We start from the raw sequence: 15,674 nt of genomic DNA, 5'->3' as shown, positions 1-15,674 counted from the left end.
CGCCCCGCGAGGCGCTTTTTCTCGTCTTGAGGTCTGCACCGATGAATGAAGCGGCGAGCTTCAGCCTGCAGTCCTTCGCGGCGGCGCTTGCTCCGGCCCGCGAGCGGCGAGCGTCTCCAGTGCGCTCCGATAGGCCGCCTGCAGTTCGAGGAGCGCCACCTTGCCGTGGGCAGTCGTCGGGTTCAGCAGTCGTTTCTTGAGGTTGTAGCGTTGCATCACGAGCTCAAGTGTCGCGTGCTCCTGCGGCACACCGAGGACCGTGTGCCACGGGCGCACCGGGCTTGCACTGCCGGGGTGATCTGCGACCTGCGCCGGTTGGCCCTGAGCCGCCGCTCCGCTTGCGGCGTAAGCCGCATGATAGCCATGCGCGGCGAGCCCGTAGTGATACGCGGGCGGCGTGTGCCAAGGGGCCGACGACGGCCAGACAGGTGGCGGCATCGCGTTCATGCGGCCGCTGTGAGTCGACACGAAGAACGGCCGCGACGCGCTCGGATAGAGGCCGAAGCTTAGCGTGCGAAAGCGGCCGTTGAAATGGAAACCGATGTGCATCTGTTTGCCGACGGGACCGTCGCCGGAGCCGTATGTGAAGCCGAACCGGCTGTTTGCGCCGACTACCCGGCTGTGATAGGACGGCATGCTCCAGCTTGGCTGCGGTTGCCAGTGCTGCGGTTGCGTGTAGGCCGCGTATCCGTGTGGTGAAAACGCGGATGCCGTTGCGGGATGCGTCTGCTGGGCCGTCCAGTTCCAGTTCGAATAATAGGGCGCGTGGTAGGGTGCCGCCCATGGTTGCATGTGCGGCGCGTACGCATGGGACGCGTAAGACGCATAACTCGGTCCCGGATTCGGAACGAAATACGGGACCGCATACGGATGGGCGGGGGCGCCGTGGCCGCTCTGCGGCTCATGTGAGCCGGCAGTGGTTTGCTCGGGCGCGGCATGCGTGGTTGCCGTGGTCTCCGGTCTTGTCGCGCTCGTCTCGCTTGCGATGCCGGTCGCGTTCTGCGGATTGCTTGCGCTGCCGGCCGCCGACGCCGTTGCCGGGGTCTCCACCGCCGTGTCCCTCTGCGGTGGAACCGCCGGCCGCTCCTGCACATCACGCGCGTGCGTGATGCTGAAGCGCGCGGCGGGCGGTGTTTCCTGGTCCTCCCGAAAGCGGCGCGAAAAGGCGGCGACGCGATCGGTGATGTCGCTGTGCGACAGCGTGCGCCGCAACGTGCGCGGCGCGGGCGCACCCGGGGTTCGCCTCTGCAACGAAGACGCGCTTCCCGGCCCTTCCTGCAAGCCGGCGCTCAAGGCGCGCGAAGGCCGATTGCCTCGCCCGGCGGCGTGGTCCCGTGCCGGCTGGGCGTCCGGTCTATCGACGGTGGAAATGCTGGGCGAGGAAGTGATTCGATCGGGCATCGGATGCTCCTTGTGCCGCGGATGCGCACATTCGCGATGTGATGAGCGGCCGGTCTGCGGCTCGCGCGGATATCGGAGCGTAGACCCGCGCGGCCCGCGCGCCAGGCGCGCGCGGCGACACCATGGCGCCGCAAACGAAGCGCCGCGCTGACTTCGCTGCCGGCGCACCGGTTTCGCCGTCGTCCCGCGCGAACGAGGGCGGTCCTGGCTAATGTCACGCTATCCATAGACATGCAATTCCAGCCGGATACGGCAAAGCGAGGCCCGATGACTGTAACGATCCAACCGCGCGCGCAAGCGCTTGTCGACACGATTCGCGAGCGCATTGCAGAGGCGGGGCGCATGCCGGGACTGGTGGCGCGGCACGAAGCCATCTTCGATATCGTGCCCGCGATGAAGGCGCAAATCGACGAGTTGCTGGCCGACGACGCCCTCGTCGCGGACCAGGCCATGCAGTCGCTGCGCGAAGCCTTCGAAGCGTTCAAACACGATCATGCGATTCCGCGTCTGCCGTACTCGCCGCAAATAGACGCCCGCTATCCGTATCGCGACGAGTTGTCGAATCCCGTTTACATCGTCGCGTTGCGCTCGAAGCAGGCGCCGAATGCGACAGCGGACTCGCATCTCGCCGCGGTGCAGCGCTATATCGATCCGGGTCTGCCTGACCGCGCGCGCGCCGATGCCTATGCAAACGCCATGTACTGCCGCACGATCGGCCCCGCTGACCTGCGCGATGCGCGCGAGCACACGCTCATTGGCGAGCGCGGCGCGTTCGCGGCGCGGGCGATCCGCGCGGGCGAATGTCTCGGCGTCTATGGCGGCCGGCTCATGAGCGCGGCGATGTTTTTTTCCTGCGTGGAGGAATCGTTCGTGCTGAGCGCGAATTCGGACAATGCCGTCGCTTTTATCGATGGCGAGAACATTCTGGCGATGGCGAACACGTCCCTCGCGTACGACGCCGAAGGCGCGCCGGTTGCCCAGGCCGATGACGACGGCTACAACATGGAGGCGCTGACGTTCGATGCGTCGTCACGCTGCGGCCGGCACTTCTCGATCCGCGCGTTCTTTGCCCGACGCGAGATCGAACCGGGCGCCGAACTGAGGTGGAACTATCGCTATTCGCCGGAAATCGTCGAGCACGTGTTTGGTGGTGCACGCCGGCAAGCGCAGCAGGCACGCGCGAACGAGTTCTGTTCGGGCTGAGCGGCGCGGGCATGCGTGTTCGTCAATGGACGTGTTGCTGTTGCTCGCCGCGCCCCAATCCGGCGCCTGGGACGATATGAGCGAACGCGCCGAAGGCTGCGTGCGGGAAATGATGCGTCAATTGGAACAGTCGCGCTTCGCCGACTGATCAGCGAGTGCTTCCTTGATGGCGACGCACAGGCGGAAGGCGACGATTTGCGCGTTGCCGCCGGCCCGCTCGATGGCGTCGGTCTGCTCGAGTTCGAGCGCGTGTTCGTATTCGCGCAACGCGGCGATGTCGTCGCCCGATGTTCCGAGGCATTGCGCCGTGCCGGTCAGCCGGCGTGCGATCGTCAGCGCGTCCGCATAGCGGCGTTCGGACAGACACAGGTCGAGTTGCGCGCAGTAGTCGCGAATCTGCCCGAAGTGCTTTTCGAGCAACGCGACAAACTGTTCCGGCGGACAAGTGAGTGCGAGCCGGGGCACATCGCCGTCGACGTCGCGCGGGTCGCCTGCACGGGTCGAGCGCTTCAGAGATTTCATGTATCGAAGGGTATTCAGCAATTCATCATAGTTGACAGGCTGCGGATCGCAGTCGGTGAGACCCGCGGCAATCGACGCAACGATACATCGATTGGCGGAGCCGCGCAGCACGCGTGAAGCATGAACGTTCGCATCGAGGGCCAGGTTTTCGGCCTCTGGCGCTCTTTCGACGGCGTTGGCGACCTAGCATCACGACACCGTACGTGACAGGCGACGAATTGATGAAGGCGACAAACCTTCGAGGGACCATACGGCAAACTGAAGTGTTGCCAAGCGCCGATAAGACGTCTCCCGTACCTGCTATGTCGGCGCGCGGATCGCGCAGTTCCAACGGCGTGATCCGCGCGTTGCAAAGCCTTGCGACGGCTTTCTCAAAGTCGGGCCCGCCAGCCCAACACGCGCCGCACCGGTCGACGCAATCACCGCAGAATGCCGAGGCTCATCGCCGCGGCGATATTGCGGCCGCCATCAAGCGCATGCGTGGTGGCGAAGCGACCAGCAAACCGTCACCCGTGCACCTGAGCAGTACCACCGGCTGCAGGCAGGTGCCAGCCGATCAGGTCGCAACGCCATCGCATTCCTGATCGGGGCGCCGACTGGGCGAGTTGTTGCACGAAGAACGGCCATGAGGCCATGAGGCGTCCAATTCGAAACCTCGACAAAGACTTTGTGCATATTGAGAAGGATTGTTCACAGTGGTCAAGACGACAAGAGCGGTATTGTTGGGGTTGGTTCTTTCGGTGAGCGCGCTTTCCGCGCAGGCTGGCGAGACGAAAAAGGTCGATGTCCTGCTGGTGGGCGGCGGCATCATGAGTTCGACGTTGGGCGTATGGCTCCATGAGCTCCAGCCCGACTGGTCGATCATGATGATCGAGCGCCTCGACGGCGTGGCCAAGGAAAGCTCGAATGGCTGGAACAATGCGGGCACGGGACATTCCGCGTTGGCCGAACTCAACTACACGCCCGAGAAGCCGGACGGCACGATCGACATTTCGAAGGCCGTCGAAATCAACGAGGCCTTTCAGGTGTCGCGCCAGTTCTGGGCCTGGCAGGTCAGGAACGATGTGCTCAGGAATCCGCGATCGTTCATTAATTCGACTCCGCACATGAGCTTCGTCTGGGGAGACGACAACGTCCGTTTCCTCAAGAAACGCTACGATGCGCTGCAGGCGAGCCCGTTGTTCCGCGGTATGAAGTACTCGGACGATTTCGACCAGATCAGGCAGTGGGTTCCGCTGATGATGGAGGGGCGCGACCCCGCGCAGAAGGTCGCGGCGACCTGGTCCCCCGTGGGCACCGACGTGAACTTCGGCGAGATTACGCGCCAGTTCGTCGGATACCTGCAGAGCCAGCCCAATTTCACGCTTTCGCTCTCCAGTGAAGTACGAAGCATCAAACGCAATGCCGATGGTACGTGGCGAGTGTCCTACGTGAAGACCCAGACCGGTGATTCCGGGCAGGACGTGGACGCGAAGTTTGTGTTCATCGGTGCAGGCGGTGGTGCGCTGCACCTGCTGCAGGCATCGGGCATCCCGGAAGCCAAAGACTACGGTGCGTTTCCCGTCGGTGGTTCGTTCCTGGTGACGGACAAGCCGGAGATCGTGAGCCGGCACCTGGCCAAGGCTTACGGCAAGGCTTCCGTCGGTTCGCCGCCGATGTCGGTGCCGCACCTGGACACGCGCATCATCGACGGCAAGAAAATCATTCTGTTCGGACCGTTCGCGACATTCTCGACCAAATTCCTGAAGACCGGGTCGTACCTCGATCTCCTGAGCAGCACCAATGTGCATAACGTCGTGCCGATGGTGCATGTGGGCATCGACGAGTTTCCGTTGGTCGAATACCTGGCCGGTCAGCTGATGTTGTCGGATGACGATCGCTTCAATGCCCTGAAGGAATACTTCCCGCAGGCGAAGAAGGAAGACTGGCGCCTGTGGCAAGCCGGTCAGCGCGTTCAGATCATCAAGCGCGACGGTGCGAAGGGCGGCGTCCTCAAGCTCGGTACGGAAATCGTGAGTTCGCAGGATGGCAGTATCGCCGGTCTGCTGGGCGCGTCGCCGGGTGCCTCGACCGCTGCGCCGATCATGCTCAGCCTGCTCGAGAAGGTGTTCAAGGACAAGGTCGCGACGCCGGCCTGGCAGGAAAAGATCCGCCAGATCGTGCCGAGCTACGGGACCAGGCTGAACGACAGCCCGGCCAGGGTCTATCAGGAATGGACCTATTCCAGCGACGTGCTGCAGCTGACGCCGCCGCCGCAGATCGACCTCACCGTCGCGCCGCGTTCGACCGCGGGAGCGGGTGCGCCCCGGCCGAACAAGGCTGCGGCTGACATGGCGCTATAAGCGCCATGGGCGCTCTCAAGCGTCCTGCCGCTGTACGGAAGGTGAGGCGTTTGCGATAGCTGAACCGATCGGGATAGGTATGTCCCGATCCGCATTGGAACGAAGTCACACGAAGGGAGCGGCGCGCGAGCCGCAGCATCCCCGTCGTGTTTCATCGCGAGTATCACAGCCAGAGAGGAACATCATGAAACGGATAATGAAGGCGAGCTCAATGAACCTACCGAAAGGCAGGCGCGGTCTGCTTCGCGCCTTGGGTGTCGGGGCTGTCGCCGTGACTGCGGGTGCGAGCATTTCGGGGGCTCGTAGTGCTGTCGCTGCGACCACGGGAGCAGGCACTTCGGTGGATGCTGGGGTACGGGCGTTCAAGCTATACACTGGGCCCGATAATGCATCGCGTGTGCTTGAAGGCACGATAGACCAAATGGATCGCACTGATGTAGTCGCCATCCATTTTAAGGAAACGCCCGCGCACGCCTCGTACGGTTGGCACACTGCCCCGGAGTCTCAATACGTGATTACGCTGTCGGGAACGCTTGAATTCACTACCCGTGAGGGCGAGACATTCGTGGTGCGACCCGGAGATGTCCTGCTCGCCGAGGACAATATCGGCATCGGCCACAAATGGCGCCTGATCGACGATCAGCCGTGGAGGCGTGCATATGTAGTGCTGAAGCCGGGCGCCAGGGATTCCTTCGTGGCGAAGAAGGGTGGTTGAGAACTTTTCCATGAAGAACCTGGCAATTGCTTTAGTGGACCGTCCTGGTACCCTCGCCGAAATGGCCGACGCTCTTGACAGAGCAGGTGTGCGCATTGAAGGTGGCGGCGTGTTCGTTGTTGACGGATGTGGCGTGGGACATTTCCTTGTTAAGGATGTATCCAGTGCCCGTCGTGCGCTTCTCGCCGCAAACATACAAGTATTGTCCGAACGAGATGTGCTCATCCCGAGACTCAATCAATCCGTAGGAGGACAGTCCAGCCACTTTATGCGCAGAATGGCCGACGCTGGTATCAATATCGAAGTCCTGTACACCGATCGACACGGCCAGGTCGTCATCGTAGTTGATGATATCGAGGCATCAATTGCAGTCAGCAGGGCATGGGATATCGAACAGGACATGCTGTGGAGTCTGTTCAATGACGGACTCCACTAGACGGGATATGCGCAGCATCGGGACTACCGGGTCAACGCTTCTCGTTTGTGCGGGTTAGGCCGTGGCGCGTTCAGGCATCGGCGGCCTCCGCGACATATTCGTGAACCTGACGGCGTTGCCCATGGGCGTCGTGCCGGGATATTCCGCATATCCGATGCGCGTCGCGCGCTTCAATACGGCGATATCCACGGATGCAAATGGCTGATACGCGCGCCCTGGCCGCGTATCCATTCGAGCGCGTACTGGCTCGTGCCAGTACGCGATTCCTCGACGCCGCGCGCACTGTTGCGCACGCCGTGGCCTATGGTCCGGCCATGATGGCAGAGCGCGTCGATGCGCCCACGCGGATAGCCTTGCGCAATGCGCTCGAATGCGTCGCGGTCTTGCGCAACGAGCGCCGACTGAGGCTGCTCGATTTCATGACGTGCGACTTCGGCAATCACGCGCAGTAAGCCGGCGCGCGAAACGAACGTGCCCGTGCGCATCACCTTGCTCATCCGCGCGTGCATCTGCCCGGATGTCTGTTCGACGTGCACCTTGATCACGCGTTCCAGCGCGCCGCGCGAAATTACTCGCAATAGCGCCGGTTCGCGCGAGACGCTGTCCCACAGTTGACCGAGACGGTTTTCGATCGGTTCGCTCTGATTGCCACGAGCCGTACGCTGCCGCATCTGGATTTTACTTCCATCACGCAAATCCTTCAGCGTCTGGCGATGAGCCGACAGTTGTTGCCCGATGTCTTCGACTTCGTCGGATACGGTCATGTGACGCGCGCTGAGCTTCGCGTAGTGCTCGAACTCTTTCTTGTGCTGCTCCGCGTATTGAAGTATTTCGCCTTGTAGACGTCCAATGCGAATTTCCAGTTGGTCGATATCGCCATGGCTTGCGCCTGTTCCGACCGAAAGTGACTCACCTGTTTTCGCTTTCGGCATGCCCTCGCGCGTGAGCCTGGTGCGCTCGGCGTTCACTTCGGCAATCCTGTCCTTGTAGTAGGCGTCGAGTTTCGGCGCCACATGTTGACCCAGTGCTTCGATGTCGTCGATGTCGATGAGCTTCGCGAACTGTTTCTCCACCGCCTCGATCATGGCCTGAAACGCCGCGCGATTCGCGGTGAGCGCCGTGGTCACGGTCTCGACCTGCCCGGCCGCGCGCGCGATGTCCGGACCTATCAGGCGCACCTCGCCGAAGGTCACGCCGGACGATTGACGTTGCACGGCGGCCTGCAGGTTGTGCTGCGCGTTCCTGAACACCCGCAACACCTCGCGCGTGGCGATTTGCGCGGGCGTCACACCGAGCCAGCGGCGAAACCCATTCATGTGGTCCATTGTTTTGCCTTGCCGCCGCGCAACCGTCGACACGCGCAAGCTGCGGGCGAAGTCCTCCACCAGCAAGCGCTCGACGACGGGGTACAACGGCTTGAGCCGGGGATGCAACACGAGCGCCATGAACGCCTGCAACGCGTCTTCCGGCTTGACTTGCGGTTCTGCGGCACCACTTTGCACAATGCGATCGAGCGCAGTGTCGAAAGATTCCTGAAACTGACGCTCGGGATCCGGCGGACGGCGCGACGGCCGGCCTTGCGCAGGCTGCAGGCCGTGCAGCCATTCGGTGACCTTGTCCGCGAGTTCGGGACTCACGTGGTCGATCATTTCGAAGGTGCCGACGTCTCCCAAAGCGCGCAGCGTATCGCGGCTCGCCACGGCTTGCACTTCGCGCGCCGCGTTGCTGCGGCTGCTCTTTAGCAGATGGACCTGCTGCCCCAATGCGGCGATACGTTGCTCGTGCGCGGCGCGCAGTTCGGCGCGGCTCGTGCCGGCTTGCGGCGGACGTGCCGCGATGCTTGCGACGGGCGCGTCGGCGGTACGGGCTTCATGCAATTGTTCGAGGCGGCTCGACTTTTCTTCGAGCGACGCATTCAGCTTTTCGACAACCGCACGCGCGCGTTCGCACTGTTTGCCGAGCGTGTCGACGCTGCGCTGTGCGATCTCGTCGCGCGCTTCGAGCCGCGCAATGGCCTGCTGAACTTCGGCTTGCGACATTGGCGGGGCATCGGGCGCGTCGGGCGCATCGGACTGTGCGGGTGCCTTCAGCGCGAGTAACCGGGTCTCGATCTCGCGGATTTCATCGGCGAATGCGAGTATCGCATCAATATCGCGCTGCCTCGCCCCGAGCACGATGGCACGGCTCGTGGGCTCGGACCGTTGCTGCGTGACGGGCGTCGCTTCGATCGAAGACGATGACGACGCGCCTTCAGCCGCCGGCGGACGCGCCGGCAAGCCGGCGATGAGCGGATTCGCGCCGGCACGCAACCGGCGTCCCTGTTGCGCGGGCTGCTGTGCGCCGCTTTGCGCGCCGCTTGTTGTTCCAGTTGCTCCGGTTGCTCCGGTCGTTGCGGCTTCATGCTCCGGCACGTCGTGAGGTCGTTGCGGGGATCGAATCGGCTGAACCATATGCATCCTTTCGTCGGGCGGTGGCTCACCGATGCCGCCGCGCGAAACCAGAGGATTCCGCGACGCATGAGCCTGTGACGAGCCGATTGTGGCCGCCGACAATCCGCAAGCAACCAAGATACGGCGAATAGGCGGCGACGACGGCGAAACAGCGCGGCTGTGTAACCCAACAGTCGCTCGCTGCGAAACAAGCCTGCCGTTCAGGCTTCATTGAACCGGTTCGCTGACGGAATACGGATTTCGCTGACTCTCGATCGTGTGCCGCGCGGCGCTTGCGATACTTGGCGTATTCAGGAGACGTCGCTTTCGCGATCCGCCTGCAAGTCCATGCGCGCGCAGCGTCACTCGCGTTGCGCGTTTGTGCCGTGGTGCGTTGTCGACCGCTTGCATCGCTGACCGGCACGCCAAACCGATCTCAGGACAGCCATGAAACGTGTCGATAGCCCCTCCGCGCCCTTCACGAGTGCCGCAGCCGACGCTGCGGAGCACGATCAATCGGGATCGACGTCGTCTGGCGCGCCGTCACGTAGACGTTCACCGCTGCGCAGCCGCGCTGCGGGATTGTTTGCGGCGCTGACGCCGTCGTCCATGCGCGCACAGCGGCATCAGCAGCAACCCCGGCAGCGTCCCCAGTTGCACGGCAACCTGCCGGCTTCGCTGCATCGACCGGGTGGCGCAGGCACCGATGCCCACACAGCCGCCACATCAACGGGTGCACCAAGGCCCGCGATGGCAGCGGGCAGTTCGACGGCTCCCACGATGCCGGAACCAGTGGACCTCGCGGCCGAGTACGGCCTTTCGCGCCCGCCGATACCTGGAATCATCTTCGCCGTGAGCGATGCCCGACCGGACTATCCCGCACCGGTTCCGGGACGCCCATTGACATCCGATGAACGGAACGTGATGTCGAATTGGGCGAGCCGGATCGACAGAACCTTGCCTCGTAGCGCCAAGGCCGCATTCCACCACGACGTGGCGGCGCTCGGCCAGGAGATGTCCGGCGATGGCGCGCTCCTCAAGACCTGCATCGACCACATGCGCGAAGGTCTGACCGAATGCGCGGACCGCGCGCTGCTGATGTGGCAACAGGTGCAGACCGCCCGTCACGCGCATCATGCGAGCCGGGGCGCATACGATGCAGGCCAATTGTTTTTGCTCGGCCGCGGCATGTACCGGCTCGGCCAGGTGGACGCCTACGCGCTCACGTCCGCAAGCGGGCGAGGGTATGGACACGACGAAGGCGTCGAGGTCGTCTTGCGCGCTCGCGAAACGTTACGCGAAACCCTCGAACTTCCGATTCCGCACACGGACGGCGCATCGACGCACGATGCCGGTGTCGTGATCGAAGGACTCTCGGACGACGCGTTGAAAGCAGCGTGCTCGCGGATCATCAGAGGCGAATTGCGCGACGGCGGCAAGGCGCTAGCCGAGTTCCTCGCTAGCTGGACGCCGCTCGTCACGCATCTCACGGCGACCACGCCCGAACTGGCCGATTTGCATAAGTCGATCAATCAATACCGCGATGGATTGATCGATAGCATCGAGGCGCACTGTCACGATCCAGCGTCGCAGGCAGCCGCCGGCAAGGCGCCGCTGACGAGCGCGCAATACGGCGCGCGGCTCACGCAGGGCGGTGCGCAGGTCGGCGAGTTGCGCGATGCCGCGAATCTTGCCGCCGTGCGTGGCGCATATTTCCCGGTTGAGCCAGGAGCGCTCGAATCGCAATGGCAGGGCGTCACCGCGATGCGCACGCGGACAGCGGCGAGACCTTTCGTTCAAGGCTTGCGCGATGCGGCGAGCCAAGGCATGTTCAAGGCCGGCTGGGTGCATCCGACATATCGCTGGAATCATCTGCATATCGCGGCGGCCGCGGGCGATGCGCAATTGACTCGCGCGCTGATCGAGCACGGCGTGCCAGCGGATCAGGCGGACACCTCCGGGCTCGCGCCACTGCACGTCGCGGCCGCGAGTGCGAGCGCCGGTTCCGTTGCGGCCTTGATCGCTGTGCGGGCTGATGCGAACGCGCCCGACCGCGCGGGGTATCGTCCGTTGCATTGGGCCGCGCGCTCGGGCGACCGGCGCACTGTGGAAGCAATGCTGCCGTCGGTGACGGAAATCGACGCCGTGCATTCCGACACGGGCACGACGGCGTTGCATCTTGCCGCGACGCTCGGCAAGCTCGACGTGGTTCGTGCGTTGCTCGCGGGCGGGGCGAATCCGTTGCTGAAAACAGCGGACGGATCGACCGTGCGCGATGCGCTGAAGCACTCGCAAGCCGCCCGTCGCGCGCCGGAATACAAGCTCACTTACGAAGCATTGAAGGCGGCTGAACGCGTGACGCTCGCCGCTGCGTCCAGCCACGCGCGGTAGGTGTCGATTTCAGGAAGCGGTCGTGCCGGGCAGCATATCCGCCACGCGGCACGACTCACGTTGCGCTGAACGCGCGCCGTATCATAGCGGCTTGCGCGCGACCACAGTCGGGAACATGCGCGCGCGGTCGTCGATGAACTCGATATCCACGAAACCGGCTTCGCGAAGTTGGCTATCGGTTTGCGCATGAGTGCGGAACGCGCTCCATTGCGCTTCGATGATGCGCACGAAGAGCAGATGCTGAAGCGCAAGCACTTCACGGTCGATCTGCGCCATGTCCCACGGCGACTCCGGCGACAGCGTGGGCGGTGGCGTCAGGAAACTCGTGACGAGCTTTCCGCCCGGCTTGAGCGCATCGAAAAACGAGCGATACAGCGCGACGACACGGCCGTCGTCGGGCTCGTAGATGTTCAGGCCGTTGCTCGTCAATACGTCGAAGCCGCGATGGACGCCCAACGACCATGCGTCCTTGCGATGCAGCGATACGCGCGCGGCGAGGTCTCGTTCACCGGCGAGCGCGGCCGCGTGATCCAGCGCGGCCTGATCCAGATCTACGCCGACGAGTTCGATGTCTTCCAGCCCCGTGTAGTCGAGCAGTAGCAATTCGCCCATCACGCCGCACGGAACCGATGCGAGCACCATCCCCGGCGCGAGCAGTGCCTGCAGCGTACAACGGAAAATGCCGAAGCGTTCGCGCGTCGCGAGCACCGCCGGCAGCGTGTCGAAAATCCGCGATTCCAGCGCGGTCATCGCGACGGGCGTAGCCGCGCCGGCTTGATACGTGACCAGCCGATGCGTCCAGTCAGCATTCAAGCCGCGATGCTCGAGCAGAAACCTGCCGAGTTCGAAGCCGGACAACTCGTTCGCGAGCGCGATCTGTTGCTCGACGGTGGCGCCGGGTATGTCTCCCGCGCCGCGCAATCTCTCGACGATGGTCCGCAGCCGGTCTTCATACCCGCTCTTCGCGTTGCCGCCGTGAGAAATCAATCGGTCATCGGCGTTGGCTTCAATTGCGGCTTGATCTGCTTTCGTCATTACTGGTCCTCTAGAGCGATGTTCGATGTGCGGCATGCCGTGGTGTCGTTGGCTGCCATCGGGGCTTCGCACTGTATCGCAGTTCCGCGGACCGCGCCGCGCGAAAAGATGGCAATCGGCGGATCGACGCCGACACTTCGGTAACGGAGAAAGAACTTCGCTGTCCCACGCCGGGCGGCTCGCATTTTTGCGTAAGGTATGCGCCACCCGATCGGAGCTGAAGAAGTCACCATGTCCAAAGTATCGGCGGAAAGCGGCGTTCAGGCGCTTGCTGAGCTCGCATTGTCAACAATCGGCGATGCAGACGTCGCACGAATGCCCGCGCATTCCAGGGCGAAGCTGGCTCCCGGCTTCGCAGCATTGAAGTCGACGGCCGCGCACTGCAGGCAACGCCCGATGGACCGCCCCAAGCTGATGCGTACGCCGCAAACGCGCGAGCGGCTGCATCGCCTGCGTCACGAACTGGGCAGGATCAGCCCGCCGCCGTCGACTATTGAAGAGGCGCGCGCCGAAATCATCCAGGCCATGGCGCGCGCGAATCTTGGCGCGTGGCGCATGCCGGAACTCACCAGCGACTCGGCACTTCACCATGCGGACGGCTCAGTGCAAATCGTTCTCATTGCGCATGTGATCGTTTTCAACAGCACCGGCGCCTTTCAGATTGTCGACACCCACCCGCCCGGTGCGCCGTATTTCGAAATGCGCGGACGCGATGGCGCGGCTTTCGTGCCGCCTTGCGATATGCATGCGGAAGCTGACCGTAATGTAGGCCCACCACAAGACGAAATCTGCGGACGTGCGGGCCCGGCGCATCTGCGGCGCGCCTGACCGCTGGTGGGGCCCGAACAATTATTTTTGCATCGCTCGCAACTTTTCGCGGCGGCGGCGACACTCACGGTCATCCACACAATCTGGCGGATTGCGAGCACAGCGACATGTCACCGGAACCGATCGTTACAAGCAACGTCTGTCTTGCCGCGCGTAGCGTCGACGCGGAGGATGTCGCGCTGCTGCAGCGCATCTCGGCGGCGGACAGGTCCGCGCTGGCCACGCTCTACCGCGAATATCACCGGCGGCTGGTCCGCTTTCTCGGCCGCTTCACGCGGCGCGACGACGTGATCGAGGAAGTCATCAACGACACCTTTATGATCGTCTGGCAGAAGGCTGGCGAATTTCGCGGCCAGTCGCGCGTGTCGACGTGGCTCATGGGCATCGCGTACCGCGTTACGTTGAAGGCCCTGCGCCAGGGTGGCTTGCCGGCGGAACAGCAGCACGACTATGAGGGGCCGTGCGTCGAGCCGTTCGCCGAACACGAAACGACCGACTGGGTGACCAAGGGGCTGACCAGGCTCGCCCCGGAGCAGCGCATCGTGATGGAGCTGGCCTACGTAATGGGCCATTCGCTCGAAGAGATTGCGGAGATAACCGAAAGCCCTGTCAGTACCGTGAAGGCCAGAATGTTTCATGCGCGGGTCAAGCTGCGCAATCTGCTGCCGGCGCTCGCCGGCATCGATGGGAGCGCTCGATGAGCAATCCAGCCGAGAGCGAACTCGCTCATCTGCATGTATGGGAACTGTTGCCGTGGATCGTCAACGGCCGGGCGTCCGACGCCGAACGCAAGCTGGTCGACGCGCACGTGCGCGATTGCGAACGATGCCAGGCCGAGCTCGCATCGCAACGCACACTGTGCGCGGCGATGGCGTCGCGCGAGGGCGCAGGCCCCGACATCGAACGCGGTCTCGATCATCTGTGGGAGCGTTTCGACGAAGCGGCGCAGCCGGCCGTTCGCACCGGCACGTTGTCGTCGGCACCCTGGCGCGGCCGCATGACGGCGATCGCGTGCGGTCTCGCGGCCATCGTGCTGCTGGAGACGGGCGCACTGGCGACGCTCGGTTTCAGCCGCGGCGCCGATAGCGCGCCGGCGAACTATCGCACGCTGTCCGAGGCCAATGCGGGCGCTGCGCGCGCGACGATCCGCCTTGTCGCCGATCCCGCGATGCCGGTTGGCCGGCTGCAGGCGCTGCTCGTGCCGCTGCATCTGCAGATTGTCGGCGGGCCGAGCGAAAACGGCGTCTATTCGCTCGCGCCGCTCGTGCCGGTTGCTCCGGGCGACGTCGCAAGGCAGCTCGGCGTGTTGCGCGCCGCGCCCGGCGTGCGCTTCGCGGAGCCGGTCGGGGAGGGCGCCAGCGGTCCCTGACAATTCCTTGTCAGTTTTTTTACTGTTCGGGGTCATCGGTTAAGATCGGCAAGCCTGGTGCGTTCCCGCGCGCCCTGGGCTTGCCGGATGGCTTGTATAACGCCATTGCTTTTCCATCCCACCCGGATCAGTGAACGACAAGATGGTGTCGAGGTTTCGTTTGATCGCGCTTTGCGCCGGCGTGGCGCGCCCGTCAGCGCGTCCAGTTCGATGGTATGCATCGTCCACGTTGCTTCCGCTGCTGCTGCTGTTTCTTTCTGCGCCGCGGCCCGCGCTCGCCGCCAGCGAGGACTGGCAGGTCGAGGCCGGTATCGCTACCGACAAGGTCACGCGCGGCATGGACATCAGCTACCATCAACCGTCGGAGAGCCTTGCGGGGAGCTGGTATCCTGGCAACGGCTTCTTTGCGGGCGCGTCGGCGGCCTCCATCAGATGGGGCGACCCGATGACCACGGGCGCGGGGTTCGTCGTCAACGCGGGCTATGGCTGGCGCCTTTCCGGCGACTGGACCGCGCAGGCCATGCTCTCGCACTACCAGTTCACCCGGGCACCGTCCGCGTCGCGTTTCAATTACGACGAACTTGTGTTGACCGCAGGCTGGCGCGACTCGGTGTTCGCGTCGCCCGCTACGCCACTTCTCGGTGGTGGACGAACCGGTTCGCCCGCCGGCCACACTGGGCGTTATCCAGGGCGCATGCTCTTATCAGGCAATTTCACTAGTCAAGTGAGCGGCCTTCCGTCCGATGTCCGGTTCGACGCAGCGACAGGTGATGGCTCTTCCTTGCCCGCCGAATTTTCCAGTGGAGCCACGTCATGCGTACACAGCGCACAGCCAGCACCCTTGCAACCGATCTCGTCGATTCTCACGCGCCCCGGCGTGCCGGTGGCGATGCGAGCCGGTCACGGTCGAAGTCGCGCTTCTCCGGTTCGGCGAGCGCAATCCTGTCGCAGCTGAGGTCGATTGGCGGCGGCTCGCGTCCCGCGACGCGCTCGCCCGGGGCTG

At 63.9% G+C, this 15,674-nt stretch carries 14 protein-coding genes; 10 read left to right on the top strand and 4 right to left on the bottom strand.

Annotated features, from left to right (window positions below; all coding sequences use genetic code 11):
• Nucleotides 1-60 precede the first annotated feature (60 nt).
• Nucleotides 61-1,401, bottom strand: coding sequence for a hypothetical protein (locus DLM46_RS32305; RefSeq protein WP_133300408.1), 1,341 nt, complete (start codon nt 1,399-1,401; stop codon nt 61-63).
• Nucleotides 1,402-1,668: 267 nt separating this feature from the next.
• On the opposite strand from DLM46_RS32305, the gene DLM46_RS32300 reads away from it, so the two are divergent.
• Both DLM46_RS32300 and DLM46_RS41020 read left to right on the top strand, forming a co-directional pair.
• On the top strand, nt 1,669-2,604 hold the full coding sequence (locus DLM46_RS32300; protein ID WP_115107685.1) for an SET domain-containing protein: 936 nt from the start codon (nt 1,669-1,671) through the stop codon (nt 2,602-2,604).
• Between the two features lie 25 nt (nt 2,605-2,629).
• On the top strand, nt 2,630-2,752 hold the full coding sequence (locus tag DLM46_RS41020) for a hypothetical protein (protein WP_279635246.1): 123 nt from the start codon (nt 2,630-2,632) through the stop codon (nt 2,750-2,752).
• Here the strand turns inward: DLM46_RS41020 and DLM46_RS32295 are convergent.
• The gene (locus DLM46_RS32295; protein WP_133300407.1) at nt 2,722-3,126 is read right to left on the bottom strand and encodes a hypothetical protein; all 405 of its coding nucleotides are present in this window, start codon (nt 3,124-3,126) and stop codon (nt 2,722-2,724) included. The genes DLM46_RS41020 and DLM46_RS32295 overlap by 31 nt on opposite strands.
• Nucleotides 3,127-3,821: 695 nt before the next feature.
• Between DLM46_RS32295 and mqo the strand changes: the two genes are divergently transcribed.
• The 3 genes from mqo (at nt 3,822) to DLM46_RS32275 (ending at nt 6,619) form a co-directional block, all read left to right on the top strand.
• Complete coding sequence (mqo, locus tag DLM46_RS32285; protein ID WP_115107678.1) at nt 3,822-5,468, top strand: malate dehydrogenase (quinone); 1,647 nt, start codon at nt 3,822-3,824, stop codon at nt 5,466-5,468.
• Between the two features lie 421 nt (nt 5,469-5,889).
• Nucleotides 5,890-6,183: a cupin domain-containing protein gene (locus DLM46_RS40655; protein WP_244306448.1), complete on the top strand. Its 294-nt coding sequence runs from the start codon at nt 5,890-5,892 to the stop codon at nt 6,181-6,183.
• Between the two features lie 10 nt (nt 6,184-6,193).
• Complete coding sequence (locus tag DLM46_RS32275) at nt 6,194-6,619, top strand: amino acid-binding ACT domain-containing protein (protein WP_115107788.1); 426 nt, start codon at nt 6,194-6,196, stop codon at nt 6,617-6,619.
• Between the two features lie 170 nt (nt 6,620-6,789).
• Here DLM46_RS32275 and DLM46_RS32270 read toward each other — a convergent pair whose 3' ends face one another.
• Nucleotides 6,790-9,069, bottom strand: coding sequence for a hypothetical protein (locus DLM46_RS32270; RefSeq protein WP_133300406.1), 2,280 nt, complete (start codon nt 9,067-9,069; stop codon nt 6,790-6,792).
• A gap of 903 nt (nt 9,070-9,972) precedes the next feature.
• On the opposite strand from DLM46_RS32270, the gene DLM46_RS32265 reads away from it, so the two are divergent.
• The gene (locus tag DLM46_RS32265; RefSeq protein WP_244306450.1) at nt 9,973-11,439 is read left to right on the top strand and encodes an ankyrin repeat domain-containing protein; all 1,467 of its coding nucleotides are present in this window, start codon (nt 9,973-9,975) and stop codon (nt 11,437-11,439) included.
• 81 nt (nt 11,440-11,520) lie between these two features.
• Here the strand turns inward: DLM46_RS32265 and DLM46_RS32260 are convergent, their stop codons facing one another.
• Nucleotides 11,521-12,474 (bottom strand): SAM-dependent methyltransferase, encoded by a 954-nt coding sequence (locus tag DLM46_RS32260; protein ID WP_115107673.1) that lies wholly within the window; start codon nt 12,472-12,474, stop codon nt 11,521-11,523.
• Nucleotides 12,475-12,705: 231 nt separating this feature from the next.
• Here DLM46_RS32260 and DLM46_RS32255 point away from each other — a divergent pair, with 231 nt between their 5' ends.
• From DLM46_RS32255 to DLM46_RS32240, 4 genes are all read left to right on the top strand, one after another.
• The gene (locus DLM46_RS32255) at nt 12,706-13,302 is read left to right on the top strand and encodes a hypothetical protein (RefSeq protein WP_133300405.1); all 597 of its coding nucleotides are present in this window, start codon (nt 12,706-12,708) and stop codon (nt 13,300-13,302) included.
• Between the two features lie 107 nt (nt 13,303-13,409).
• Nucleotides 13,410-14,003, top strand: a complete 594-nt coding sequence (locus tag DLM46_RS32250; RefSeq protein WP_115107671.1) for a sigma-70 family RNA polymerase sigma factor — start codon at nt 13,410-13,412, stop codon at nt 14,001-14,003.
• Complete coding sequence (locus DLM46_RS32245) at nt 14,000-14,671, top strand: zf-HC2 domain-containing protein (RefSeq protein WP_115107670.1); 672 nt, start codon at nt 14,000-14,002, stop codon at nt 14,669-14,671. The genes DLM46_RS32250 and DLM46_RS32245 overlap by 4 nt, the downstream gene beginning before the upstream one ends.
• Nucleotides 14,672-14,900: 229 nt before the next feature.
• On the top strand, nt 14,901-15,626 hold the full coding sequence (locus tag DLM46_RS32240; RefSeq protein WP_133300404.1) for a TorF family putative porin: 726 nt from the start codon (nt 14,901-14,903) through the stop codon (nt 15,624-15,626).
• Nucleotides 15,627-15,674: the final 48 nt, after the last annotated feature.

Source organism: Paraburkholderia lacunae, from assembly GCF_003353175.1.
Lineage (GTDB): Bacteria > Pseudomonadota > Gammaproteobacteria > Burkholderiales > Burkholderiaceae > Paraburkholderia > Paraburkholderia lacunae.
Note: the sequence above shows the minus strand (reverse complement) of the source record. Positions and strands in the feature narration are given on the sequence as shown.

What these genes read in the sequence shown, in the direction of transcription:
- DLM46_RS32295 (WP_133300407.1), bottom strand. Translation starts at nt 3,126, where the DNA reads ATGAAATCTCTGAAGCGCTCGACCCGTGCAGGCGACCCGCGCGACGTC.
- DLM46_RS32260 (WP_115107673.1), bottom strand. Translation starts at nt 12,474, where the DNA reads ATGACGAAAGCAGATCAAGCCGCAATTGAAGCCAACGCCGATGACCGA.
- DLM46_RS32265 (WP_244306450.1), top strand. Translation starts at nt 9,973, where the DNA reads ATGTCGAATTGGGCGAGCCGGATCGACAGAACCTTGCCTCGTAGCGCC.
- DLM46_RS32300 (WP_115107685.1), top strand. Translation starts at nt 1,669, where the DNA reads ATGACTGTAACGATCCAACCGCGCGCGCAAGCGCTTGTCGACACGATT.
- DLM46_RS32270 (WP_133300406.1), bottom strand. Translation starts at nt 9,069, where the DNA reads ATGGTTCAGCCGATTCGATCCCCGCAACGACCTCACGACGTGCCGGAG.
- DLM46_RS32245 (WP_115107670.1), top strand. Translation starts at nt 14,000, where the DNA reads ATGAGCAATCCAGCCGAGAGCGAACTCGCTCATCTGCATGTATGGGAA.
- DLM46_RS32305 (WP_133300408.1), bottom strand. Translation starts at nt 1,401, where the DNA reads ATGCCCGATCGAATCACTTCCTCGCCCAGCATTTCCACCGTCGATAGA.
- DLM46_RS32275 (WP_115107788.1), top strand. Translation starts at nt 6,194, where the DNA reads ATGAAGAACCTGGCAATTGCTTTAGTGGACCGTCCTGGTACCCTCGCC.
- DLM46_RS32250 (WP_115107671.1), top strand. Translation starts at nt 13,410, where the DNA reads ATGTCACCGGAACCGATCGTTACAAGCAACGTCTGTCTTGCCGCGCGT.
- DLM46_RS40655 (WP_244306448.1), top strand. Translation starts at nt 5,890, where the DNA reads ATGGATCGCACTGATGTAGTCGCCATCCATTTTAAGGAAACGCCCGCG.
- DLM46_RS41020 (WP_279635246.1), top strand. Translation starts at nt 2,630, where the DNA reads ATGGACGTGTTGCTGTTGCTCGCCGCGCCCCAATCCGGCGCCTGGGAC.
- DLM46_RS32255 (WP_133300405.1), top strand. Translation starts at nt 12,706, where the DNA reads ATGTCCAAAGTATCGGCGGAAAGCGGCGTTCAGGCGCTTGCTGAGCTC.